Source organism: Rhizobium sp. AC27/96 (genome assembly GCF_001692325.1).
GTDB lineage: Bacteria > Pseudomonadota > Alphaproteobacteria > Rhizobiales > Rhizobiaceae > Rhizobium.
The window spans coordinates 164,041-186,660 of the sequence record NZ_LXKN01000007.1; the positions used below are offsets into that span (position 1 = coordinate 164,041).

17 protein-coding genes are annotated in these 22,620 nt (G+C 61.1%); 2 read left to right on the top strand and 15 right to left on the bottom strand.

Annotation, left to right across the window (positions count from 1 at the left end):
- Positions 1-76: 76 nt before the first annotated feature.
- Positions 77-1,066, top strand: coding sequence for a nitrilase family protein (locus tag A6U86_RS09545; protein ID WP_068389624.1), 990 nt, complete (start codon positions 77-79; stop codon positions 1,064-1,066).
- A gap of 59 nt (positions 1,067-1,125) precedes the next feature.
- Here the strand turns inward: A6U86_RS09545 and A6U86_RS09550 are convergent, their stop codons facing one another.
- From A6U86_RS09550 to A6U86_RS09600, 11 genes are all read right to left on the bottom strand, one after another.
- Entirely contained in the window at positions 1,126-2,799 is a 1,674-nt protein-coding gene (locus tag A6U86_RS09550) for an FAD-binding dehydrogenase (protein WP_068389627.1), read from the bottom strand.
- 189 nt (positions 2,800-2,988) lie between these two features.
- Positions 2,989-4,503: an FGGY-family carbohydrate kinase gene (locus A6U86_RS09555; protein WP_068389631.1), complete on the bottom strand. Its 1,515-nt coding sequence runs from the start codon at positions 4,501-4,503 to the stop codon at positions 2,989-2,991.
- Positions 4,504-4,536: 33 nt separating this feature from the next.
- Entirely contained in the window at positions 4,537-5,379 is an 843-nt protein-coding gene (locus A6U86_RS09560; protein WP_083196771.1) for a class I fructose-bisphosphate aldolase, read from the bottom strand.
- Positions 5,352-7,094 (bottom strand): glycerol-3-phosphate dehydrogenase/oxidase, encoded by a 1,743-nt coding sequence (locus A6U86_RS09565; protein WP_068389637.1) that lies wholly within the window; start codon positions 7,092-7,094, stop codon positions 5,352-5,354. The genes A6U86_RS09560 and A6U86_RS09565 overlap by 28 nt, the downstream gene beginning before the upstream one ends.
- Positions 7,095-7,106: 12 nt before the next feature.
- Entirely contained in the window at positions 7,107-8,102 is a 996-nt protein-coding gene (locus A6U86_RS09570; protein ID WP_068389640.1) for an aldo/keto reductase, read from the bottom strand.
- Complete coding sequence (locus A6U86_RS09575) at positions 8,099-9,103, bottom strand: sugar-binding transcriptional regulator (protein WP_068389643.1); 1,005 nt, start codon at positions 9,101-9,103, stop codon at positions 8,099-8,101. The genes A6U86_RS09570 and A6U86_RS09575 overlap by 4 nt, the downstream gene beginning before the upstream one ends.
- Before the next feature lies 1 nt (position 9,104).
- The gene (locus A6U86_RS09580; RefSeq protein ID WP_083196774.1) at positions 9,105-10,094 is read right to left on the bottom strand and encodes an ABC transporter permease; all 990 of its coding nucleotides are present in this window, start codon (positions 10,092-10,094) and stop codon (positions 9,105-9,107) included.
- A 28-nt stretch (positions 10,095-10,122) separates the two neighbouring features.
- On the bottom strand, positions 10,123-11,664 hold the full coding sequence (locus A6U86_RS09585) for a sugar ABC transporter ATP-binding protein (RefSeq protein WP_068389755.1): 1,542 nt from the start codon (positions 11,662-11,664) through the stop codon (positions 10,123-10,125).
- A gap of 76 nt (positions 11,665-11,740) precedes the next feature.
- Entirely contained in the window at positions 11,741-12,772 is a 1,032-nt protein-coding gene (locus A6U86_RS09590; RefSeq protein ID WP_068389650.1) for a substrate-binding domain-containing protein, read from the bottom strand.
- 230 nt (positions 12,773-13,002) lie between these two features.
- Complete coding sequence (locus A6U86_RS09595) at positions 13,003-14,199, bottom strand: TCR/Tet family MFS transporter (protein WP_068389654.1); 1,197 nt, start codon at positions 14,197-14,199, stop codon at positions 13,003-13,005.
- 6 nt (positions 14,200-14,205) lie between these two features.
- Positions 14,206-15,111 (bottom strand): NADP-dependent oxidoreductase, encoded by a 906-nt coding sequence (locus tag A6U86_RS09600; RefSeq protein WP_068389656.1) that lies wholly within the window; start codon positions 15,109-15,111, stop codon positions 14,206-14,208.
- A gap of 157 nt (positions 15,112-15,268) precedes the next feature.
- Here A6U86_RS09600 and A6U86_RS09605 point away from each other — a divergent pair, with 157 nt between their 5' ends.
- Positions 15,269-15,907: a TetR/AcrR family transcriptional regulator gene (locus A6U86_RS09605; RefSeq protein WP_068389660.1), complete on the top strand. Its 639-nt coding sequence runs from the start codon at positions 15,269-15,271 to the stop codon at positions 15,905-15,907.
- 21 nt (positions 15,908-15,928) lie between these two features.
- On the opposite strand, the gene A6U86_RS09610 is transcribed toward A6U86_RS09605, so the two are convergent.
- The 4 genes from A6U86_RS09610 to A6U86_RS09625 all read right to left on the bottom strand — a co-directional run bounded on the left by A6U86_RS09610 (position 15,929) and on the right by A6U86_RS09625 (position 22,511).
- A complete protein-coding gene (locus A6U86_RS09610; RefSeq protein WP_068389663.1) occupies positions 15,929-18,013 on the bottom strand; it encodes an FAD-binding protein in 2,085 nt (694 codons plus the stop codon).
- Positions 18,014-18,041: 28 nt separating this feature from the next.
- A complete protein-coding gene (locus A6U86_RS09615; protein WP_068389666.1) occupies positions 18,042-19,211 on the bottom strand; it encodes a Gfo/Idh/MocA family protein in 1,170 nt (389 codons plus the stop codon).
- An 84-nt stretch (positions 19,212-19,295) separates the two neighbouring features.
- Positions 19,296-20,951, bottom strand: coding sequence for a GMC family oxidoreductase (locus A6U86_RS09620; protein WP_068389669.1), 1,656 nt, complete (start codon positions 20,949-20,951; stop codon positions 19,296-19,298).
- Positions 20,952-20,963: 12 nt separating this feature from the next.
- The gene (locus tag A6U86_RS09625; protein WP_068389672.1) at positions 20,964-22,511 is read right to left on the bottom strand and encodes an FAD-dependent oxidoreductase; all 1,548 of its coding nucleotides are present in this window, start codon (positions 22,509-22,511) and stop codon (positions 20,964-20,966) included.
- Positions 22,512-22,620 lie beyond the last annotated feature (109 nt).

Below are 22,620 nucleotides of genomic sequence, written 5' to 3' on the forward strand. Positions count from 1 at the left end.
TTTCTGTCGAAAGTATCATTTTACGAAAAGATGCCCGAATGGTCAAATCGCTCCATGACAATCAGGAGCAATAGCCGTGACCTTCAAAGTCTCTTCCGTACAGTTTCAGCATCGCGCCGGCGACAAGGCCTACAATCTCTCCCGCATCCTCCATTTTACCGAGGAGGCCGTGCAAACGGGCAACCAGCTCGTGGTATTTCCCGAGATGTGCATCTGCGGCTATTGGCATGTTCCGAAGCTCGATGGCGGAGGTCTGGAGGCTCTCGCCGAACCTCTCTCCGGCCCCTCGGTCTCCTACGTGGCGGCCCTGGCAAAAGACAAGGGTATAGCGATCGGCGTTGGCCTGCTGGAGCGCGGTGAAGATCAGAAATTATACAATAGCTATGTCGTCTGCATGCCCGACGGACAGCGCCATTGCCATCGCAAACTGCATGCCTGGGAGCACAAGCTCATTTCGAGCGGTGACAGATTTACTGTGTTCGATACCCCTTGGGGCATCCGGGCGGGGATATTGATCTGCTGGGATAATAATCTCATCGAAAACGCCCGCGCGACCGCCCTGCTCGGCGCAGAACTGTTGATTGCGCCGCATCAGGCGGGTGGCGGGCATTCCGCCAGCCCGCACGGATTGAAGCGAATTCCGGTTGAGAAATGGGCCCGTCGTCATGAGGATCCCGCCGCCATCGAAGCGGAGTTTCGAGGCCCGAACGGTCGAGAATGGTTTATGCGCTGGCTGCCGTCTCGCGCTCATGACAACGGCATGTTCCTCGTCTTCAGTAACGGCGTTGGTCAGGACGAGGACGAAGTGCGCACCGGCAATGCCATGATTCTCGATCCCTATGGCCGGATCCTGGTCGAGACGTGGCAGGCTGCCGACGCCATGGTGACCGCCGAAATCGATCTCGATTTGCTGGACAAATGTACCGGCCAGCGCTGGATACGCGGTCGCCGTCCCGAGCTTTACGGCTGCCTGACGGAGCCCAATCCGAACGGTCTTGCGCCAATGGAGGCGCGCTTCTCCGAAGCTTCGACCCGAAGCGGTCCGCCCAAAGAGCCGGCCTCATGAGCACAACGCTGGTTTCCTGACCAATCCGGATCCCAAGATGCAGAGGATCCTCGCCTTGCTCATCGTGACGGTGCGCGCTGTCCGGCAATTGCACGGCCGGCGGCGCGGCCGGAGAAGATGCATCCACCCAGGAAGGTCCCTTCGAGTGCATTGTAGCCGTGGACGCCGCCACCGCCGAATCCGGCAGCCTCGCCGGCCGCATACAATCCGGGGAACGGGCTGCCATCGGAGCGCATGACCTGTGAGTCCAGATTGGTTTCGACGCCGCCAAGCGTCTTTCGGGTGAGGATATTGAGCCGCACGGCGATGAGCGGCCCACGTTTGGGATCGAGCAGCCGATGCGGCTTGAGGATGCGCAGCCGATCGCTCAGATAGCGCCGCGCATTCATGATCCCCATCAGCTGGGCGTCCTTGCTGTATTTGTTCTCGCTTTCCCGGTCGCGCGCCAGCACCTGGCGTTCGACATGGTCGTAATCCAGCCTTGGCCCGCGGGCGAGTTCATTCATGCCGGCGACGAGATCCCGCAGATTGTTGCGCACAACGAAGTCGATGCCGTTGCGCTTGAACGCCTCTATCGGTCCGGGTGCGCTCTTGGAGAGCCGGCTACGGAGCAGCAACTTGATGTCCTTGCCTGTGATGTCGGGATTCTGCTCGGAGCCGGACAGCACGAATTCCTTGCCGATGATCGACTCGTTGAGGATGAACCAGGAATAGTCGTGGCCGGTGGAGAGAATCCGCTTCAGCGTTCCAAGCGTGTTGAACCCTGGAAAATTCGGAGCCTCCATGCGGTCGCCATTGGCGTCTAGCCATAGCGGCGATGGCCCCGGAATGATCCGGATTGCGTGGTCGGGCCAGATCGGATTCCAGTTGTGGATTCCCTCGACATAATGCCACATGCGATCGCGATTGATGATGTTGGCGCCCGCCGTCTCAGCAATCCCGAGCATGCGCCCGTCCACATGGGCTGGGACGCCGGGGATCATATGCGCCGGCGCCTTGCCGAGCCGGTCGGTCGGCCAGTTACGGCGGATCAGGTCGAGGTTATGGCCGATCCCGCCGGTGCTCAACACCACGGCCGGCGCACGGTATTCAAAGCTCTCAACTCCGTTCCGTGGCGATTTCTTGCCGCGCTCGAGATCGTCGCATGGCTCGAGCACCGTGCCGCGCACCCCGACCACGGCACCATGTTCGACGATCAGCTCATCCACCTGGTGGCGGAATGCAAAGCGCACCAGGCCGCGCCGCTCGCCATCGAGCACCGGCTCGCGGAAGACGCGCACCAGTTCGGGGCCTGTTCCCCAGGTCAGATGGAATCGTGGCACGGAGTTGCCATGCCCGAGCGCATTGCCGTCGCCGCGCTCCGCCCAGCCGACCGTCGGAACGAAGCGCACACCCAGCTCGTGCAGATATGTGCGCTTCTCGTCGGTTGCGAAGCGAAGATAGGCCTCGGCCCATTTGCGGGGCCAGTAATCTTCGGCCCGGTCGAACTGAGCCGAACCCATCCAGTCCTGCAACGCCAGATCATAAGAATCCTTGATCCGCATCCGCCGTTGTTCGGGACTATCGACGAGGAACAGCCCACCGAGCGACCAGAAGGCTTGCCCGCCTAGATTGTTGCGATTTTCCTGATCGATGACGAGGACCCGGCGTCCGGCCTTTACCAGCTCGTAGGTCGCGACCAGACCGGCAAGGCCTGCGCCGACGACGATCACATCGGGTTCGGTGGTGCTCATACGTTCTGGCCTCCTGATGTTGCGGGTTCTGGATTGCTCGCAAGGCGTAAGCTGACACTTGCGAGGCCGCTAATCTAGGGGTTGCGCTGAGAACTCTCTGCTAATTTTGGATGCAGGGGCTGAACGAGCTTGATGAGCGGCCGCATTTTTCGCCCGTGCGAAACTGTGGCCGCTCTTCGGTGCCAGTTGTTATTGATCGCCCTTTATCGACGCGAGGCGTCGCCAGATCGGGGCCATTGCCTTGGCGATGTCGCGGTAGAGGTCGTAGCGTCTTTCATAGTGAGCCGCCAAATTGACGTTTGGAACGTAGTTGCGCTCCATTTTCACCATCGAGGCTGCACCATCGGTAAAATCCGCGAAGATACCAGCGCCGGTTCCTGCCGCAATCGCTGCTCCAAGCGCGCCTGTCTCACGCGAACGAGCGATCGACACCGGCAAGCCCAGCACGTCGGCAAATATCTGAGGCCAGATCAAGCTTCGGGAACCGCCGCCTGAAAGCACCGCTTCGTTGAAGACGGCCCCTGCCTCGCGCATCGTCTCTATGTGCTCGCGATGACCGAAAGCGACGCCTTCAAGGACGGCGCGGACGAGATGCCCCTTCGTATGCCAGCCGGCAACCCCGTAAAAGCCGGCGCGGGCATTACCGTTCTGCTGCGCCCCATAGAGAAAGGGATGGTAGATCGGGTCGTCCGCGGCCGGCACAATGGCGGCGGCAAGCTCGCCGCAGAGATCGAAGGGTGAGCGCCCGCCTGTGGGGACGTCAGAAAAGAATTCCCGGACCAGCCATTCGAGGTTTGCCGCCGAAGTGGCGCTCGACTCGATCGCCATATAGCGCTCGCGGTCGAAGGTCGAGGACATGAAGACTGGCCCCGCCAGCTGCGGCCTGTCGATGATGACCTGATTGATGCTCCAGGTTCCTGCTATGATCGAGGCATCACCCGTCCGCGTGACGCCGGAGCCGATGGCCGAGGCGATGACATCGAACAGCCCGCCGACAACGGGCGTGCCGGCGGCAAGCCCCGTCTGATTGGCAGCTTCCTCGGTGATCTCTCCCGCAATATCAGCGCTTTCAATTAATGGCGGCAGGAGATCCATGCAGTCGCCGAGGCCATAGGCCTCCATCAACACGCCATCGTAGCGGCGATTGGCGACATCGAGCAGGCCGCATCCGGTCATATCGGACACTTCACTGACCCGCACGCCAGTGAGCCGATTGACGATGAAGTCCTTGCACAGGAAAACCGTGCCGATCCTGGCGAAAGTCTCAGGCCGATGCCGTTTCAGCCAGGCAAGCAAGGTCGGCGTCTGCGATGGCCAGGGCCGCTGCTGGCCGATCGGATAGGTGCGGTCACCGACGCCTTGCGCCTGCCATTCCTCGACAAGGCCAGCCGCTCGGGTATCGAGCGACTGAATGCCGAGCAGCGGTTGACCGTCGCGATCCAGCGCATAGAGCCCGTTTCCATGGCCGGCGCAGCCGACCGCGGCAATGTCCTGCGGCCGGAGCGCCGCCTGCTCGATGCAACTGCGGATCACCTTGCGGGCATTTGCCCAGAGTTCGTCGAGCCCACGCTCCACCTGCCCGGCGCATGGCATGCGGCTATGGCCTTCTTCCGCCGCCGCCGCGATTTCGTTGCCCTCCCGGTCAAAGATCACCGCCTTGATGACAGTGTTGCCGGCGTCGAGCCCCAATAGATAATCTGCCATGCAAAGCCCCTCCCAAGGCCCCAGTCTTCACGATCAGCCGCGCTGGTAAAGCGCGAAAGCGTCCTCGCCGCTTGCATCGTCATGTATGATCGCCATCAACCCACGCACGACCGCGCTCGGATTGGCGTGCTGATAGATGTTACGCCCATAGACCATGCCCATGGCGCCCTGCCGCATCAAGGCCGCTGATTTATCGAAGACGGCCCGAAGGTCTTCCTTACCGCCACCGCGAACCAGAACCGGGCAACGGGCCGCCTCGACCACCCTATGAAAATCCTCCGCATTCGTCGTCGGGTCGGCCTTGACGATATCCGCTCCCATCTCGCGGGCAAGTCGCGTCAAGGTGACGATCTTGTCGGCATCACCATCGACCATATAGCCGCCAGCCTGGTCGACCGGCTGCATCACAAGAGGCTCAATCATCAGCGGCAAGCCATACTTGTCGCAGTCGGCGCGCACGCGGGCAATATTCTGCACACATTGGCGAAAAAGGTCCGGCTCGTCTGGGAGCATGAAGAGATTGACGACGACGCAGGCCGCATCCATTTCGATCGCGCCGATCAGCGGTTCGGCCTCGTTCTGGAGCACGGCCCACATGTCGCGGTGCCGCGTGCGGTTATATGGGTTTCCCATGTCGATGCGCATGACCAGCGCCGGCTTGTTCCTGCCGGCCACATCTTGCAGCAGATCCGCCTGGCCGTAATTCATCTGGATTGCGTCCGGAGCCGCTTTCACCAGGGTCTCGACCACAGCCGGCATGTCTTCGAGACCGTTGAGGAAGGACGGCTCGTTGCAGACGCCGTGATCGATGGCTACGTCCAGGCAACGGCCGCCATTGAACAGCCGGTTCATCCGGACTTTGCTGTTGCTTCGCATTCTAGGCTCCTTTGTTCGTTCCGTTCGGAAAGGGTGCGTTCGGTGACGCCGTGGCGGTCACGCAAGAGGGTGAGAAAGCGGTCGCGCTCGGCACTCCGCTCTGCCGGCGTCCAGGCTTTTTCCGACGCCAGAAGATCGAGCGTCGCGTCCATCATCTGCTGGGAGAGATTGCCCGATATGGCAAGCGTGGTGCGCCTCAGCAGCAGATCGTCGAGATGCTCGGCCGCTTCGTTGCGGATGAGGAAGATGAGCTCACGCTCGGAATAATCCGGATGGGGTGTTGGCCTGTCGGATGCGATGGCGATGAAGCCCGCAATTGCTTCGGCCTGCGTACCGTAACGGCCGAAAAGCACCGCCATGCGGCTACCCGGAATTCCCTTTTCAGCCGCCACTTGAGCGATCCATGCGGCGCGATCGAGCGGAAAGCGCCGGCCGCCGCCGATCGCCCGGTCGGCTGTCGAAATTTGCCGCTCTTTGCCCAGTCGCTCCAGAGCGAGATCGGCCGCGAGTTCGCCGAACGATCGAAAGGTCGTCCACTTGCCGCCGATCATGCACACGACCGATGGGCCGCCATCGGAGTCGTCCACGACCGTGCAGAAATGATCGCGAGGAATGCGGCCGGTGAAACTGTCCGTACTCGCAGGCAGCGGACGCACGCCCGAGAACTGGAAGTTGATCTCTTCCGGCCGGATTTTGATATCTGGAAGAACGAAGGACAGGGATTGCAGGATATAGTCCCGCTCGTCCGCCTCGCAGCGCACGCTATCGGGATCGTCGATGCGAATATCGGTGGAGCCGACGAGAACCTTACCCAGATAAGGAAACAGGATGCAGATCCGGCCATCCTCGTTCTCGTAGTAGATCATATGGCCGGCGAGCGCGTCATAGAGCGCCGCATTGTCGATGATGAGATGGGATCCCTTTGTGCCGCCCATCAGAGGGGCCGTCCGTGTTTCGGGTTTGAAGAGCGTGCCGTTGGTGATGTCGATCCATCCGCCAGTTGCGTTGATGATGAGTGTGGGTTCGATTGCCGTCGAAGAGCCGGTGATGGTGTCGTGGACGAGATATCGGCCCTCCCCCATCGCGCGGATGTCGGCATAGTTCAGTGCCTTCGATCCCGCAGAGAGGCCGTCATCCAGCAACTCGACTCCCAGGCGCTCCGGGTGGCTGACCCAGGCGTCGTAATAGGTGGCGGAACTCTTGATGTCGGCATTGAGCGCCGGCCACTTGGCAAGCGTGCTGCGCCGGCCGCGGAACTGATGGCGCGGCATCATCGCCCGCTTGCGCGTCAGGAAGTCGTAGATGCTGAGACCTGCCTTAATGGCGATGGCGCCGCGGCGGCTGGGCCGGCGTGACAGTCCCAGAAAACGGACGAGACCATTGCCAAGTCCGGAGAAGATATCGAAGACCGGCACGGTCGTCGGCAGCGGCGCAACATAATGCGGAGCATTGCGCAGCAACCTGTCACGCTCGGCGAGCGATTCCTGCACCAGCTTGAACTCGCCGTTCTCCAGATAACGAAGGCCACCATGCACCATGCGCGACAATGCGGCGCTCGCCCCGGAGCAATAATCGTGCTTCTCGACCAGAAGCACGTCGAGCCCCTGCAGCGCCAGTTCCCGGAAGACACTGATGCCGTTGATGCCGCCGCCGATGACACACACGTCCACCTTCGGGCTCCGGCGAAGCCCGTCCAACGTCTCTTCACGATTCATGATGGTGATCCGTTACCTGTCCATATCGGTCAGTTTCGCTGAAATGGCTGCATCGATGGCTGATTGATCATCCGCGCCCAGCCGGATGGTTCCGGCCCGGGCATTGTCGAGCGCCTGTGCGGGATTGCGCGCGCCGCAAAGGGCGAAGGTGACACCGGGCTGGGCAAGCGTCCAGGCGATGACGATCTGGGCAATGCTGGCCTCATGTTTATCAGCCACCGGCCGGATGGCGTCAGCAAAAGCGAGCGCCCTCTGGCGGTTGGAAACGGAAAAACGCGGATTGTCCCGCCGCTGATCGTCGCCGGAAAAGATCCGATCAGGCCCGATAGCACCGGACAAAAGGCCGAGCGCCAGCGAGGAGTAGCTGAGCGTCGAGACCCCGTTTGCCCGGGTCAGCGGCAGCAGGTCGGCCTCGATCTCCCGGTCGATCATGCTGAAGCGCTCCTGGATGGCATCGAGACCCCCGGTCGCAATATAGGCTTGCAGTTCGGAGGCACCGACATTGCTGGCGCCGATCGCCCGGATTTTGCCCGACGTCTTCAGATCTTCCAGCGCCCGCATCGTCTCCTCGATCGGTGTCGTCGGATCCTGCCAATGGGTGATGTAAAGATCGATGTAGTCGGTGCCGAGGCGCCTCAGGCTTTCCTCGGCTTCGTGGAAGATTGCATCGCGACCAAGGTAGCGGTGGACCGGCCTGCCATCCTGATCGAAGAAATGCCTGCCCTTGTCGGTATGCCACACGAGACCGCATTTGGTGGCGATCACTGCCTTGTCGCGGCGCCCGGCAAGCGCCTTGCCGACGATTTCTTCCGAGTGGCCGAGGCCGTAGGCCGGCGCAGTATCGATGAGCGTGACGCCGGCATCGAGCGAGGCCTGGATCGCGGCGATCGATTCCGCTTCATCCGTGCCTCCCCACATCCAACCGCCGATCGCCCATGTTCCGAGGCCGACCGCTGAAGCGCTGACGTCCGAGCCGCCTATCTTGCGTATCAATTGTTGCCCATTCATGCGCGCTGTCCTTCGCTATTTGCCAGCGCCAGAACGCGCGCGCCGGTCGCTTCGTCGGTGACCAGCGTATCGAGATGATGGCCGCGCATGACGCTGAGGATCGGGCCTGCCTTGTTCGGGCCGCTTGCCACACCGATCTTCGTCGGGATCGAGGCAAACTCCGGAAGAGTTAGCGAGACGAGGGAGCGGTTAAGGCTGTAGTCGCAAACACGGCCCTCATCATCGAGCAGATGCGCAAGCAATTCGCACGAGGCGCCGGAGCGCTCGATTGCGGCACGGTCCGTGCTCGAAGAGGGGTGCAGGTCGTAGTAGCTGGAGTCATCGGAAAGAATGGAGCCGATGCCGACGATTGCGACCTTGGCGTCGCGCGCCTGCCTGAAGACGTCGGCAACGGAGCGCATGTTGATCAGCATGTCACGTTCGGCAGCACTATCGGCAAAGAGAGGCGCATGGATCTGGAATGAGTGGCCGCCCAGGCGGTCGGCCATCATCGTCGAGACGTGGTTCACATCGGTATAGTGCTTGCCCTGGACGCAGCCCGTTGCCGGGATAACGGCGACATCGAAGCGGCGCGGTGCCTGAAGACCGGCCACGACAGCGCTGACACCCTTGCCGCCGGTGATGCAGATCGTATCGCCGTCTGCGATGTGCTCGAGCAGCAGACGGGCCGCTGCTTCGCCGACCGTCTGCAGCGTGGTCTGCAGATTATCCGACACCGTCGGCACGACGATGGCGCGGCTGATGCCGCCAAGGGCCAGAAGCTGCTCCTCCATGTCGACCAGCGGCTCAACAGGGGATTTGATCTTGATCTCGACGAGACCGAGCTGGCGGCCGCGCTTGATCAGCCGGTTGACGGTCGCATGCGAGAGGCCGAGCTGGTCGGCGATCTGCGCCTGCGTCAGGCCTTCGAGGAAGTGCAGGACGAGAGCCTGGTGCATCTGGCGCGCGATGACGATTTCCTCGCGAGGCGCAGATGGGGATTTCTGCTTTGCAATCGGCATGTCAGGCAGCCTTCCGCTTGTGAAGGAAATGGTCGATGGAAACGGCTGTCAGGAGAATGCAGCCTTTGATCATGTCCTGCCAATAGACCGATACGTTGAGCAGGATCAGCGAGCTTGAGACGACAGACAGAAGCGCGATGCCGAGAATGGCGCCGAGGATCGTGCCGGAACCACCGCTCAGGGACGCGCCGCCGATAACTGCCGCGGCGATGATGTTGAGCTCCATGCCGACGCCGAAAGTCGGGGTCGCAGCACCAAACCTGGACATGTAGATGACACCGGCAACGCCTGATAGCGTGGCGCAGAGGACGGTGACCCAGAATTTGACCTGATTGGTCTTGATGCCGGAATAGAGCGCCGCCTTCTCGTTACTGCCGGTATAGAAGACCTTGCGGAAGGCCGTTGCCCGGCGCAGCAGGAAATCGAAGATGGCGACCACGGCGACGAAGATCAGGATGACATAGGGTACCCCATAGAATGTGCCTTGCCCGACCGCCTTGAACGAAGGCGGCAGCGTGAACAGCGAAAGCGGCGTGCCCTTGGTAATGATGAGGCAGATACCCCGCACGATCACCATGGCGGCCAGCGACGTGATGAAGTGATTGAGGCCGATGACCGTGACGAAGAAGCCCATGGCACACCCGATCAGAGCGCTGGCGAGGATGCCGATCAGCGACGCGCTCCATGGATCCAGTCCCATCAGGAACAGCGACCCGGACAGAACCATCGAGAAGCAGACGACCGACCCTACCGAGAGGTCGATGCCACCGACGATCAGAAGGATCGTCATGCCGACGACGACGATGCCCTCCACCGAGAACGACATCAGCATCGCCCTGAAATTGCCGAGCGTCAGGAAATGCGGGGAGGCAAAGCTCATGAGGATGCAGAGGGCGAGAATGATGGCGATGAGACCTGCTTCCCGCATCGTTCCGAGCTTCCGCCAGGAAGAAGCACGCTCCCTCGTCGCCGCCAATGCGTGATCTGTCATTGTCTTGTCCCCCGTTTCTGCTTTTTCCTCAGACGGCATGCTCTGATGCCTTCGATGTGGTGTGTTGCCCAGCGCCGATGCCCGAAGCGAGCCGCATGATGGCCTCTTCCGTCATCGCCGCGCCTTCGACTTCGCCGGCGATGGTGCCTTCGCGGATGACGATCGCCCGGTCGCAAAGACCGAGAAGCTCCTGCAATTCCGAGGTGATGACGACGATGCCGATGCCGGAGCGCGCGAGATCACGCAGCAGGCGATGAATCTCGGACTTCGCGCCGACGTCGATGCCGCGCGTCGGCTCATCGAGAAGGATCACTTTCGGATCGACCGCCAGCTGCTTGGCGATGGCGACCTTTTGCTGATTGCCGCCGGAGAGCGATGAGACCGGCATGTCGATGCCACCCATGCGAACGCCGAGACGGCGCGCAAGCTCCCCTGCCCGATCCGCTTCTGCCTTCGCATTCAAGAGCCCGAACCGTCCGGTCAGCGACTTCAAATCGAGAGCGGCAATGTTCTGCGCAATCGACAGATTGAGAAAGACGCCGGACCCTTTGCGATCCTCCGAGAGATAGACGACGCCGGCCCGCACCGCGTCTGCATAGGAAGTCGCCCGAAGCGCACTGTCCTGTAATCGGACCTCGCCTGTCGTTGTCTGGCGCAGCCCGCAGACGCCTTCGGCTATTTCGGTTCGTCCGGAGCCGATCAGGCCACCGATCCCGAGAATTTCGCCTTTGCGCAGTTCGAAGCTGACATCGTGGAAGCGCTTGCCGTCACCAAGGTTTTGGACGGAGAGAATGGTTTGGTCGTTGCGCTCCGCCGCCTGCTGCTTTTCCGGATAGAGCTGGGTGATCTCGCGTCCGACCATGCGGCGCACCACATCCTCAGCGGTGATATCCGACACCCGTTCGGTCGAGACATAGCGGCCGTCGCGAAAGACGGTGACGCGGTCGCAGAGGCTGAAAATCTCCGCCATGCGGTGGCTGATGTAGACGATCGAGATGCCCTGGGCCTTCAGATCGTTGATGATGCCGAAGAGCACCTGTGCTTCCGTGACCGTCAGCGCCGCCGTCGGCTCGTCGAAGATCAGAACCCGGCAATCGAGCGTCAGCGCCTTGGCGATCTCGACGAGCTGCTGGCTTGAAATCGGCAGTTCGCTGACCTTCTGGCGGACATCGATCGGAGCAAGGCGGTTCATGACAGACTGCGCTTCCCGCTCCAGCCGGGCGAAATTCATGAAAGGCGAGCGGCGGCGATTTGTGGCCGCCATGAACATGTTCTCGGCAATGGTGGCGTCCGGGCAGAGGGCGATTTCCTGGTGCACGAGACCTATTCCCAAGGTCTGGGCATGGGCCGGAGAGGCAATCTTCACATGCGCGCCATCGATGAGGATTTCTCCTTCGTTCGGCTGCAGCACGCCGGCGATGATGTTCATGAGCGTCGACTTGCCTGCGCCGTTCTCGCCGCAGAGCGCATGCACCTCGCCCCTTTCCAGGGCGAATGTCACATCCGTCAGCGCCTTGATGGCGCCGAAGCGTTTGCTGACATTGCGTATCTCCAAGACCGGTGCTGGCATCGTGACATCCTCTCCCTTGCCCACCCTGCATCGGCTGTCCGGGATTTCCTCATCCCGGACAGCCGTTTCGCAAGGCTTACTCCTCGATACCCTTCGTACCACGACGCTTCAGGTACTTGTCCCAATAGAAGTCGTCGGCATTGGCGGCTGTCACGATCGATAGGCCGTTATCGACGAAGGGAATGCTCATCGGGTTGAAGCCGGAACGCTTGGCGTCGTTCATCGGGTCGATCAGCTCGGGATGCTTGGCAAACCAGAGCATCATGAAGCCCATGTAACCCTGCATGCCCTGGTTTGGGTTGATCGAGCCGAACACTTCGCCGGCCTTGATCATGTCGAGAATGTTGGCGTTGACGTCGGCGCACATCACGAGGATCTTGCCACCGCTTTCCTTGTTGGCCTGGGCTGCGCCGATTGCCGAGTTCGCCTCGGGCATGAACACGGCATTGAGGTTCGGGTGCGCCTGCACCAGGCTCATGAGACCCTGATAGGCCTTGTTGGGATCCTGGTTCGAGGCCGCGCGGCCGACGAGCTTCATGTCAGGATACTTTGTTTCCATGCGAGCGATGAAAGCGGCGATGCGCTTGTCGTGATTGTCCTGGCCCGGATTCTCCAGAACGGCATATTCGCCCTTGCCACCGAGCTTTGCGGCAATCGCGTCGGCAGCATAGGTGCCTTCACGCGTATTGTCCGAGGTGATGAAGGAGATGCGCTTGGAAAGCGGCGAATCCGCCGCGAAGGTGACGACCGCCGTGCCCTGATCGATCGCGCGGTTGATCGGCTCGATGAACGGGTCGGAATTCATCGGATGGACGAGAATGCCGGCCGGGTTCTGGGCAAGTGCCTGATCGAACGTGGCGATCTGCTTGTTGACGTCATATTCCGGCGTGCCCGTATAGGCGGTCTCGCAGCCGAGCTGGCGGCCGGCCTGCTTGAACATCTCATAGACCGGGAACCAGTATTCGACGCCGGATACCATGACGTTCATGACGTATTTTTCGCCGGGCTTGCAGCGAAACGGATTGTCCGTCTCGGCTGCGGACGCCGTCGAGACGAATGCCGCTGCGGCCAGAACAGCCATTGCGGTCGTGCTTAGAAATTTGCGCAAAGTTCCTCCCCGGAGGCCGAAGCCCCTTCCCAAATGTCCCCTGGCCACCCTTGTGGAGGCCGATGATCCCAATGAAGATCGAAACTCCTCCTCGAGCTCCGATGGGGACAAGAAACCGCATGGCCTGCGTATTGTCAATATAATTCATCATGTGAAATATATTTCTTAGCGCTGCGGATTTTTGGGGATGGATGGCAAGATGGGCCTGCGTAAAGCCGGCTAAGCCTCGGTCAGGCGTTGGCCACCTGCATGGGATGGGCGGTTCTGGTGCCGAGCAGGACCAGCGGCACAGCAATTGCAAAGACGACGACGACCGATAGCCAGATGGCGCCGGGCCACTCTTTCTGGACGGCAAAGTAGAAAGTCGAGAATGCCAGAGGGCTTATAATGGAGGCCAGGCTCACCGCCGATGTCAGTACGCCCTGGAACTGGCCTTGGCTGGCCGAATCGACCTGCCGGGTGGCGAGCGCCTGGAATGCCGGCGTGCCGATGCCGGCAAGGGCGAAGATCGGCATGATCGCGAAGACGATCCAGCCCTGGTTGGCGAAAGCCATGGTGACAAGAGCGATGCAGGCGCAGGCTATCCCGGTGATCGCGGCCCATCGCTCGCCGAGCAGCTTTGTCGCTGGGCCGGGCAGGAAGATCTGCACCAGCGTCTGGCAGACACCGAAGGCACCCAGCGAAAGGCCGATCCACAGACCATTCCACTGGAACGTATCGAAGCCCCACAATGCCCAGCACGTGCCATAGGCCTCGCCGGTGGCACTCAGGATGAAATAGACGAGGACGATCGGCAGAAGTCCCTTCATCGAGAAGACCCAGCGCAGCGGTCGAAGCGGGTTGAGAACGGCCAGATTAATCTTCTGGCGAGACGGAGTGCGAGATTCGGGCAGGACGAAGAAAGCCAGCAGCAGATTGCAGCCGTTCAGAACGGCAGCGGCGATGAAAGGGAGCCGCAGCCAATGGTCGCCGAGCAAGCCGCCGAGCACTGGCCCGACTATGAAGCCGATACCGAACATGGCGTTGAACAGGCCGAAGCGGCGTGCTCGCTTATCCTCGGGCGAAATGTCGGTGATATAGGCCGTTGCCACAGAGATATTGGCGCTGGTCAAGCCGGCGATTGCGCGGCCGAGCAGCAGCATCCAGAGCTGCGGGGCGAACGCCATGATGACGTAGTTGATCGCCGCACCCGCCAGGGAAATGAGCAGCACGGGGCGCCTGCCGAGATTGTCGCTGAGAGCACCGAGCACCGGCGCGAAGACGAACTGCATGGCAGCGTAAAGCGCCGTCATGATACCGATATAGGGCGCGATGTTCTGGGTGTGCGTCACATCCTCGAGAAGGCGGGGAAGAATGGGAAAGATGAGGCTAATGCCGACGGCGTCCAGGCAGATCGCGGCAAAGATGACGATAAGAGGCTTGTTCATAGGGTTTCAATCCATGGAAATGATGAGCTTGCCGGTCACGCGCCCTTTGGCGCTGACCTCCATCGCCTCAGCGGTTTGCTCAAGCGGAAAGGTCTGTTCGACGTGCAAGCGGAAAAGGCCTTCGGAATAGAGCCGAGCCACATCGATGAAAATCTGCTCGGGGTTCTCGGGAGGGCCGTGTGAAAATTTTGCGCCGTATTCCTCAGCTGAGAAATCGGCGACGGAAAGAACGTGGGTGGGATCGCCGACGATATCGATCAACTCGGGTATGATTCCCGAGCCGGCGAGATCGAGGGCAGCGTCAATGCCATCTGGCGCCAGCTCCCTTAGACATCCTGCCAGCCCTGGGCCGTATGGGGTCGGGATGGCGCCGAGTCCGCGCAGATAGTCATGCTTTGGCGCGCTCGCGGTGCCGATGACGATCACCCCACGCAGGCGCGCAAGCTGGACGACAGCCGTGCCGATCCCGCCTGCAGCGCCGCTCACCAGCAACGTCTCGCCGGATTTGATGCCGACTTCGTCAAGGGCACGCGTTGCCGTGTCGACGATGACAGGCAGGCCGGCGGCGACATCAAACGGCAGATCATCCGGCTTGTGCGCCCAATGCGTGAGAACCGCATGTTGAGCCATCGTGCTTTCGCCGAAACCGAAGACGGCGTCTCCGATCGCCATGTTCGAAACGCCCTGGCCGACCTCGTCGACAATGCCTGACGCTTCGACGCCGAGACCCGATGGAAACGCCACCTCCTCGAAGTCGCGATACTGTCCGTCCCGACGCTTCCAGTCGGAGGGGTTGACTCCACCGGCCCGGACGGCAATGCGCACCTGACCCGGGCCGGCATGCGGTTCATCGATCTCGACGACATGCAGGACTTCCGGTCCTCCATATTCGTTGAATTGGACAGCCTTCATGATGCTTCGCTTTCGGTCTTCGTCGTCTGTGCAGTTTCGTGATTTATCGATACTAAGTCCAATAATAGACTGAGTACACATTATCGCTACTCTCACCGGGAGTGGCCGTCAACAGAAAATGTGTACTCAGTATAAAATTCCTGCTATCAACCTCTCCATGACCACTCCGACCGACCTGCGAACCCGTAAACGCCTCGCCACGCGTCAGAACATCTCGAATGTCGCGACGCGCCTCTTCTTCGAGCGCGGCTTCGACCATGTGACGGTGGACGAGATCGCCGCTGCCGCCGACGTTGGGCGGATGACGGTGTTCAACTATTTCCCCCGTAAGGAGGACATGCTGTTCGATCGCGATGAGGAGGCGCGCGAAATGCTGCGCGAGGCCTTGCGGCAGCGTGAGGCCGGCGTCACTCCGATCGAGGCCTATCGTCTATTCGCGCATCGGCTGGTTGCGGAGGAGAGCCCTGCCGTCGATTTTTCGGCTCGCAGCCAGGGCTTCGTAAAGACGATCGAAGGCAGCGAAACGCTGAAGGCCCGGGTAAGAGCGATACGCGACGAGATCGCGCAGGTCGTGGCGGTGGCGCTATCGGAAAGCGTTGGGCGGGAAGCAACCGATCCCGACGCCAAACTGGCGGCCAGCCTGCTACTGGCGACCTGGGCCGTCGCCCTCATTCAGGGTCACATGACCTTTCGGCACCGCCAGGACACAAAGGAAGCAAAAGCCGCCTTTCTCGCTGTCGTCGACAAGGGAACCATCGGCCTTAAGGCTGCATTGGCGGGCACGCCTTACGCATAGCCTTGTTGAGCAGCTCAGCTATTACTGATCGGCGTCTAGGTCGTAGATGCGGCCTGTCAGCCAAGCCGGCCAATCGCGCTCAAAAAGCGACTTTGCGCTTTCGTCGAACCGCCGGATCGGGCGTGTACGGATCTTCATGGCGTCACCTTCAAGCCAAACGATGATCTGTTCGTCCCGATGGGCATCCTGTTCGCTTCTGAAGCGGTATTCCTCGAGAGGGCCGGAACGATCAAACGGCAGCGCGTCCCCTACCCGATCACATATGGCGCGGGCGCCGCGGCTACCGCCACCGTTCTGGATGAAGTAGTCCAGCGCGAACAATACCGCCTCCGATGCAAGCGCCATATGCCGCCATTGCAGGGCTCGCCCCGCTTCCGCTGCCCTTTCATACGCTATTCCGTTTTCGCGGATTTGAGTGCTAAGCTGACTTGCTGCCACCAAGGCTTCAGCGACGCTGCTGCCGTCACAGATGATGCCAGCCTTCTCGCTCATGCGAGCCTGTACTTCGGCCCGGATTGACTTCACCGTCAGCGGGCTATCCGGTTTCAGCGTTTCGAGCAGATTGGAGACCCCCGCTCGGGCGGTCGCCGTGATATCGGTCTTGGGAGCAATCTTTGCCTTGCCGCTCGCCCCAATGTGCTCGGCCGCCCTTGTGCCAAAGACCTGACCCGCGTTCAGCGCGGCGCCACCCGGCCGCGTCACGCCATGTGTGCCGGCCGCCTCGCCGATGGCGTAGCAACCTGCAAGACTGCTGCGACCCCAGGTGTCGACCAGAATGCCGCCGTTCATATGCTGGTTGTTGACGGCAAATTCGAGCGGCTCGACTGCGATGTCGACCTTGTAGCGGCGATAAAGCTCGATCGCGAGCGGGTTCATGTGCCGCAGGCGCTGGATTGGAAGATCCTGGTTCGCGCCGGCATTGCCCAGATATTGTTTCACGTCGTCGTCAAGCCGTTCGAGCGAAAAGGGCTGGTCGCCGGGTACCGGCAGCGGGTTCCTGTTGAAATCCATGAAGACCCGGCAGCCCGCCGCATTTTCGCGGTAGATGGCCAGATCCACGAGGCTTGAGCCGAAATCCAGCATCCGGGTGGAGTGAAACGGCCACTGATACCCCTTGCGGAAGACGTTCGAGGCCATCTCCTGGGTGCTGCGATAATATTGCGCCAGGAAATGATGCTCGTTTCCATCGGCGTCGACGGAATAAATATGCGGGATCGCCTGGACATAGGTTCCCGAGAGGTTCCAGGGAAACCCTTCCCGGCGCGTGCCGATGCCGAACTGGCTCTCCGTCAGGTTGACAAGTTCGAGGCCTGCCTCCAGCGCCAGACCGAGCGATCCGAAACAGCCATTTGGATAGACGCTATCCCGATAAAGTTCACCGGGCCCTCCCGCCGCAAGCACCAGCACCCCGCAGGAAAACAGGGCGATGCCGAAGGGGTTGGCGTCAGTCCGGTCGGCGGCGCGGATCGCCAGCACGCCCACGACCCTGCGGCCCTCGCCGTCGTCTTCAGTCAGGATCTTCACGGCTGTCGTGTGATTGCAGATCGGAACATTGAGCCGGATTGCCTCTTCGGCCAGCACCTTGACCATCAATCGCGATGTGCGTGGGCCGCAACTGGTGGCTCGGCCCACTTCATCGTGATCCGTCTGATATCGGAGCGTGCCCCCCAAGGGGTCCTGCGGCAACGGCAATCCCAGGAATTGCAGCGACGCCATCATGCGGGCGGAACCGACAGCCTCGACATAGGCGGTGTCCTCGTCCATCGCGCCACCGGCGCGGATGGCGCGTGCCATCGCCTTGAAATTATCGCCCTGATCGGCGGTGTTCGCCGTGTGAAGCGTCTGCTTGTCGGAGCCGGAACAGGCCGAGGTGCCGCCCCAGGCGCTCTGGCTCATGACGACGACATCGTCACCGCGCCGCTTCATTTCGACGGCCGCGCGTAAACCCGCAGCCCCCGATCCTACCACAACACAGCCGGCCCTGTAGACTGGCACATCGATGCCGGCGAGGGTCACCGTTTCGGATGAAGCCGCCTCTGCCGAAAGCTTCGGCATACCGACATCCGTCAGCGCGTCAAGAATATGTTGAGGGACATCAATGGTCATGGCGTCTGTCCTTGCGATAGGCGTCCGGTCACGCGAAGGGGATGTCAACCCAGCGCTTGAGGCGCGAGGATTCCATGCACGCGTCGACGATCTGGCAGATGTGATGACCGGTCTCGAATGTCGGCCACATGGGCGTGTTCGTGGTGATCGAGCGGATGACCTCGGCAACCTCGATGATCTTGCTCTCATTGTAGCCGAGCGCGAAGTTCGGCAGTGGCAGAAAGGCCCTGAAGGTCGGGTTCTCCGGACCGACATCGATCTCGCGAAAACCGGCTCTGCCGGCGCGATCGTCATTCGAATAGAAGCGCAGGCGGTTCACCTCGTCGTAAGTATAGGCGAGGCTGCCCTTGGTGCCGTAGATCTCATAGGTCTGCATGAATTTGCGGCCGGTTGCCACGCGGCTGAAATCGACAATGCCGCTTGCGCCGTTCTCAAAACGGCAAAGCAGGTTTGTGGCGTCGGGATTGGTAATCTCCGCCCAGGCCTCGTCGCCCTTCAGCTTGACCTGCTCACCATAGGCAAGACCCTCGACGACCGGCCGTCTCGGCGTCACGATCAGATTGTCGGCGATCAACGAGCTGACGCGGCCGACCAGAAACTCCATGAAGCTGAAAATATGCGAACCGGTGTCGCCGACAATACCGGTCGGGGCGAGCTTGCCGTCGGCGCGCCACATGAAGGGGGCGCTCGGGTCTCCATACATGTCGACATGCTGGCAGCCACGAAACATCTTGATCTCGCCGATTTCACCCGTCTCAATGATCTCCTTGGCAAGATCATGGACCGGATTTCGCGGGAAGGCATGGCCGACACGGGTGATCACGCCCTTGGCCTTGGCGATATCAGCAAGCTCGCGCGCTTCCTTGGCCGTATTTGCCAGCGGCTTCTCGCAATAGACGTGCTTTCCCGCCATCAAGGCCGCCTTGGCGACTTCGTAGTGCAGGCTGTCGGGCAGGCAGATATCGATCAGATCCACCTCCGGATCGCTCACCGCCTCCTTCCAATCCTGCAGGATCTTTGCGTCGGGCGCCCTGCGCGCCAGATCCTCGTGAACCTTCGGACTGGCTTCGACAAGCGCAACGACACGCGCGGTGCCGCCCGATACACCAAAGAAATGCGGGAAGGTCTGATAGGCCATGGTATGGACCTTGCCCATCCAGCCCGATGCCCCGAGCACTGCTACCTTGATTTCGGCCATTCTTGTCACTCCATGGACCGCCGATCCTCGTGGGACCGGTCGGCAAATGATTGTCAGCTGTTCGCCATCGCGATTTATGCGGACCTAGCGAACGTCGGCCCGTGCCCGGGGACGCGTGTCGTTGCGTTCATATGAAAAGATCGTTGCGGGAAGCGGTGGCAGACCGCGGATCAGATCCGATCCCTTCTCACCCACCATGATGGTCGGCGCATTGGTATTGCATGAGGGAACGCGTGGCATGACGGAGGAGTCGCAGACCCGCAACCCGTCAAGGCCATGGACTTTCAGGTCTAGGCCGACAACCGCATCTAAGCCCGTGCCCATCTTGCATGTCCCGACGGGATGATGGTCGGTCTTGGCATTGGCGCAGCCGTAATCGAAGAGCTGCTCGTCAGTCATCACCTTCGGGCCGGGAAGGCGCTCGGCCATGACATATGGCTTGAGCGCGGCCTGCTGCATGATTTCGCGCGCGATCTTCAATCCCTCCAGAGACATCGCCCTGTCGTGCGGATCCGACCAGTAGTTGGGATCGATCAGCGGAGCTGCAGCAGGATCCGCCGATGACAGGCGCACGGTTCCGCGCGACCTTGGGTGCAGATAGGCGGAGTTGAGAGTCACGCCGGCGTTCTTCAGACGCTCGACGCCTGCCTCGATGCCCGATCCGAGCCCGAGATGGAACTGGATGTCGGGAGAACGCGCATCCGGATCGGCATACCAGAATCCACCCGTCTCGAAGAGCGACGAGGCGACCGGTCCGGTGCGAAACAGAACATATTGGATGCCGGCCCAAAGCGTCCGGTGGAGTTTCGCCACGCCGTCATAGGTATGGTCGCCAGTGCATTCGGCGATCACGAAGAGATCGAGATGATCCTGCAGGTTGCCACCCACGCCGGGCAGATCGTGCAGCACCTTGACCCCGGCCGATCGCAGGTGGTCGCCAGGGCCGATGCCCGACTGGAGAAGAAGTTTCGGCGAGCCGATTGCGCCCGAGGAGACCAGCACTTCGCGTTCGGCCCGAACGATCTCCGTGCCATTCTTGCCGGCGATCTCGACCCCGACGGCGCGCTTGCCCTCAAGCACGATGCGCGACACGCGCGCGCCGGTGCGAACCGTCAGGTTCTTGCGATCCTTGATCGGCGAGAGATATCCGAGCGACGCCGACGACCGCCGGCGATTGCGTTGCGTGAGCTGATAGAAGCCGACGCCTGCCTGCTGACGGCCATTGAAGTCGTGATTGTAGGGAATTCCGAGTTCCTGACCTGCGCGAATATAGGCGTCGCAGATCGGTAGCGGTGCGGCGGGCATCGAGACACCCAAAGGGCCGCCATAGGAATGATAGTCGTCGGCGAAACGCTGATTGTCCTCGGCCCGCTTGAAGTAGGGAAGGATGGAGCGGTAATCCCAGCCATCGCATCCGTCTTCGCTGGCCCAGAGGTCGTAGTCTGCGGCATTGCCGCGAGTATAGAGCTGCGCATTGATCGAGGAGCCGCCGCCGATCACCTTGGCCTGGGTGTAGCGGAGCACCCGCCCCTTCATGTGCTTCTGCGGCACGGTCTCCCAGCCCCAGCTTGCAACGCCCTTCGTCATCTTGGCGAAGCCGGCCGGCATGTGGAACAAGGGGTTCCAGTCACCGCCGCCGGCCTCGAGCAGGAGGACCTTGACATCCGGGTCTTCGCTCAACCGGTTTGCGAGCACGCATCCTGCGGGTCCGGCACCTGTTATGATATAGTCGAAAGCCATGTTGTGATCCTGTTATATGCGCGGCGTTGACAGGCCAGCTTCTGCGCCGATGTCTGTCTGCTTCAAATCCTTCGACGCGATGTGATCGGCGACCCGCAATGCCTGGCTTGCAACCGTCAGTGCCGGATTGACGGCGGCTGACGTCGGCAGGAAGCTTGCATCCACGACAAACAGGTTTTCATGGTCATAGGCGCGGCAGAAGGTATCGAGCGGCGCCGTTGCCGGATCATGGCCGATACGGACGGTGCCGCACTGGTGCGAAGGGGTCCGCTTGTCGAAGGGTCTGGCGAGAATGATCGGAAAGCCGATTGATTTCAGAATGCCTTTCAGCTTGGCGACGAGCGCCAGATGCGCATCCCAATTGGTCCGCTTCCATTGCAGGACGATCCTGTCTCCGTCGACCATGATGCGGCTTTCGGGATTGGGCATATCCTCGCTCATCGCGTAGAAGTCGATGGCATGGCCGGCGACGAGGCCGAGAAGCCATTCGGGAACATGGGGAAGAGACCCTTTGAGGATCTTGCCTGAGACCCGGCCGAGAAGCTGGACATTGCCAAGCGGCGGCCCCCCTTCGCCATCGGACAGATAGAAGTCGTTGAAGGCGAATGTCTTCTGATAGACGGAAGTGTTCCTGAAACCTGGCGAGATGCCGATCACGGCCGAAGAATTGTGGTTCATGAAATTGCGCCCGACCTGATCGGAAGAGTTCGCAAGTCCACTCTTGTAACGGTCGTTGGCGGAGCGCAGCAGAAGGGCTGAGGACTGGACCGCACCGGCTGAGAGAATGACGATCTTCGGCGACACCGAAAGGGTTTGGCCGTTCTTCAGATAGACGACCTTTTCGATCAGTCCACCCGCGCCGGTATCGAGCCTGACCACGCGCGCATTCGTTTCGAGCCGCACGTTTTCATGCCGAAGTGCGGCGGCCAGCGCCACCGTCTCGGCATCCATCTTCCCATCGGCGGAATTTGGATGCGCATCCCAGGGCGTCTGCGCCTTTGCCAGCCACCGGTCGATATCGACACCCAATGGCAGCGAGAACGGATGAAGCCCTTTCTTCTTGATGCGCGCCCTCACATCCGCGATCGGCTCCTCGTCGGGAACCGGCGGATAGTCGTAGCTGCCCGAATGAAAGGGCTCCGTCGGATCTTCTCCGAGCGCTCCCCGCACATTGTACAGGCGTTCCGCGCGGCTATACCAGGGCTCCAGTGTGTCGTAGGGAAAGGGCCATGCCGGCGAGACGCCTTCACGATGCTGGATGACATCGAAGTCTTCGCGTCGATAGCGTGACAGCACCGCGCCGTAGAATTTAGAATTTCCGCCGACATTGTAGTAGTTGCCCGGATTGAACCCCTTGCCGTCAGCCTCGTACCAGGTCTCCTTCGGCCGGAAATGGCCGCGCTGAAAGATCGCTCGCTGGTCCCGGTTGACCGGATTGTCTCTGATGTGATCGCCGGCCTCGAGGATGAGGATCCGGGCGCCTGTTGCAGCCAGGCCGGAAGCGACGGTCGAGCCGCCCACTCCAGAACCGATGATGACGATGTCGGGCGTGTCGTTCATGTGAGCTCCACCCCTCAAGCTATTCTTGCTTGGGTTTTGGGATCGAAGAAGACGGTTTTATCGAGGTTGAATGCGAGGCGAGCGTTCTGGCCGGCCTGGATGCGGACGT

Excerpts from the sequence above, each read along its gene's own strand:
- A6U86_RS09550 (WP_068389627.1), bottom strand. The coding sequence starts at position 2,799 with ATGAGCACCACCGAACCCGATGTGATCGTCGTCGGCGCAGGCCTTGCC.
- A6U86_RS09555 (WP_068389631.1), bottom strand. The coding sequence starts at position 4,503 with ATGGCAGATTATCTATTGGGGCTCGACGCCGGCAACACTGTCATCAAG.
- A6U86_RS09560 (WP_083196771.1), bottom strand. The coding sequence starts at position 5,379 with ATGCGAAGCAACAGCAAAGTCCGGATGAACCGGCTGTTCAATGGCGGC.
- A6U86_RS09565 (WP_068389637.1), bottom strand. The coding sequence starts at position 7,094 with ATGAATCGTGAAGAGACGTTGGACGGGCTTCGCCGGAGCCCGAAGGTG.
- A6U86_RS09570 (WP_068389640.1), bottom strand. The coding sequence starts at position 8,102 with ATGAATGGGCAACAATTGATACGCAAGATAGGCGGCTCGGACGTCAGC.
- A6U86_RS09575 (WP_068389643.1), bottom strand. The coding sequence starts at position 9,103 with ATGCCGATTGCAAAGCAGAAATCCCCATCTGCGCCTCGCGAGGAAATC.
- A6U86_RS09580 (WP_083196774.1), bottom strand. The coding sequence starts at position 10,094 with ATGACAGATCACGCATTGGCGGCGACGAGGGAGCGTGCTTCTTCCTGG.
- A6U86_RS09585 (WP_068389755.1), bottom strand. The coding sequence starts at position 11,664 with ATGCCAGCACCGGTCTTGGAGATACGCAATGTCAGCAAACGCTTCGGC.
- A6U86_RS09595 (WP_068389654.1), bottom strand. The coding sequence starts at position 14,199 with ATGAACAAGCCTCTTATCGTCATCTTTGCCGCGATCTGCCTGGACGCC.
- A6U86_RS09600 (WP_068389656.1), bottom strand. The coding sequence starts at position 15,111 with ATGAAGGCTGTCCAATTCAACGAATATGGAGGACCGGAAGTCCTGCAT.
- A6U86_RS09605 (WP_068389660.1), top strand. The coding sequence starts at position 15,269 with ATGACCACTCCGACCGACCTGCGAACCCGTAAACGCCTCGCCACGCGT.
- A6U86_RS09610 (WP_068389663.1), bottom strand. The coding sequence starts at position 18,013 with ATGACCATTGATGTCCCTCAACATATTCTTGACGCGCTGACGGATGTC.
- A6U86_RS09615 (WP_068389666.1), bottom strand. The coding sequence starts at position 19,211 with ATGGCCGAAATCAAGGTAGCAGTGCTCGGGGCATCGGGCTGGATGGGC.
- A6U86_RS09620 (WP_068389669.1), bottom strand. The coding sequence starts at position 20,951 with ATGGCTTTCGACTATATCATAACAGGTGCCGGACCCGCAGGATGCGTG.
- A6U86_RS09625 (WP_068389672.1), bottom strand. The coding sequence starts at position 22,511 with ATGAACGACACGCCCGACATCGTCATCATCGGTTCTGGAGTGGGCGGC.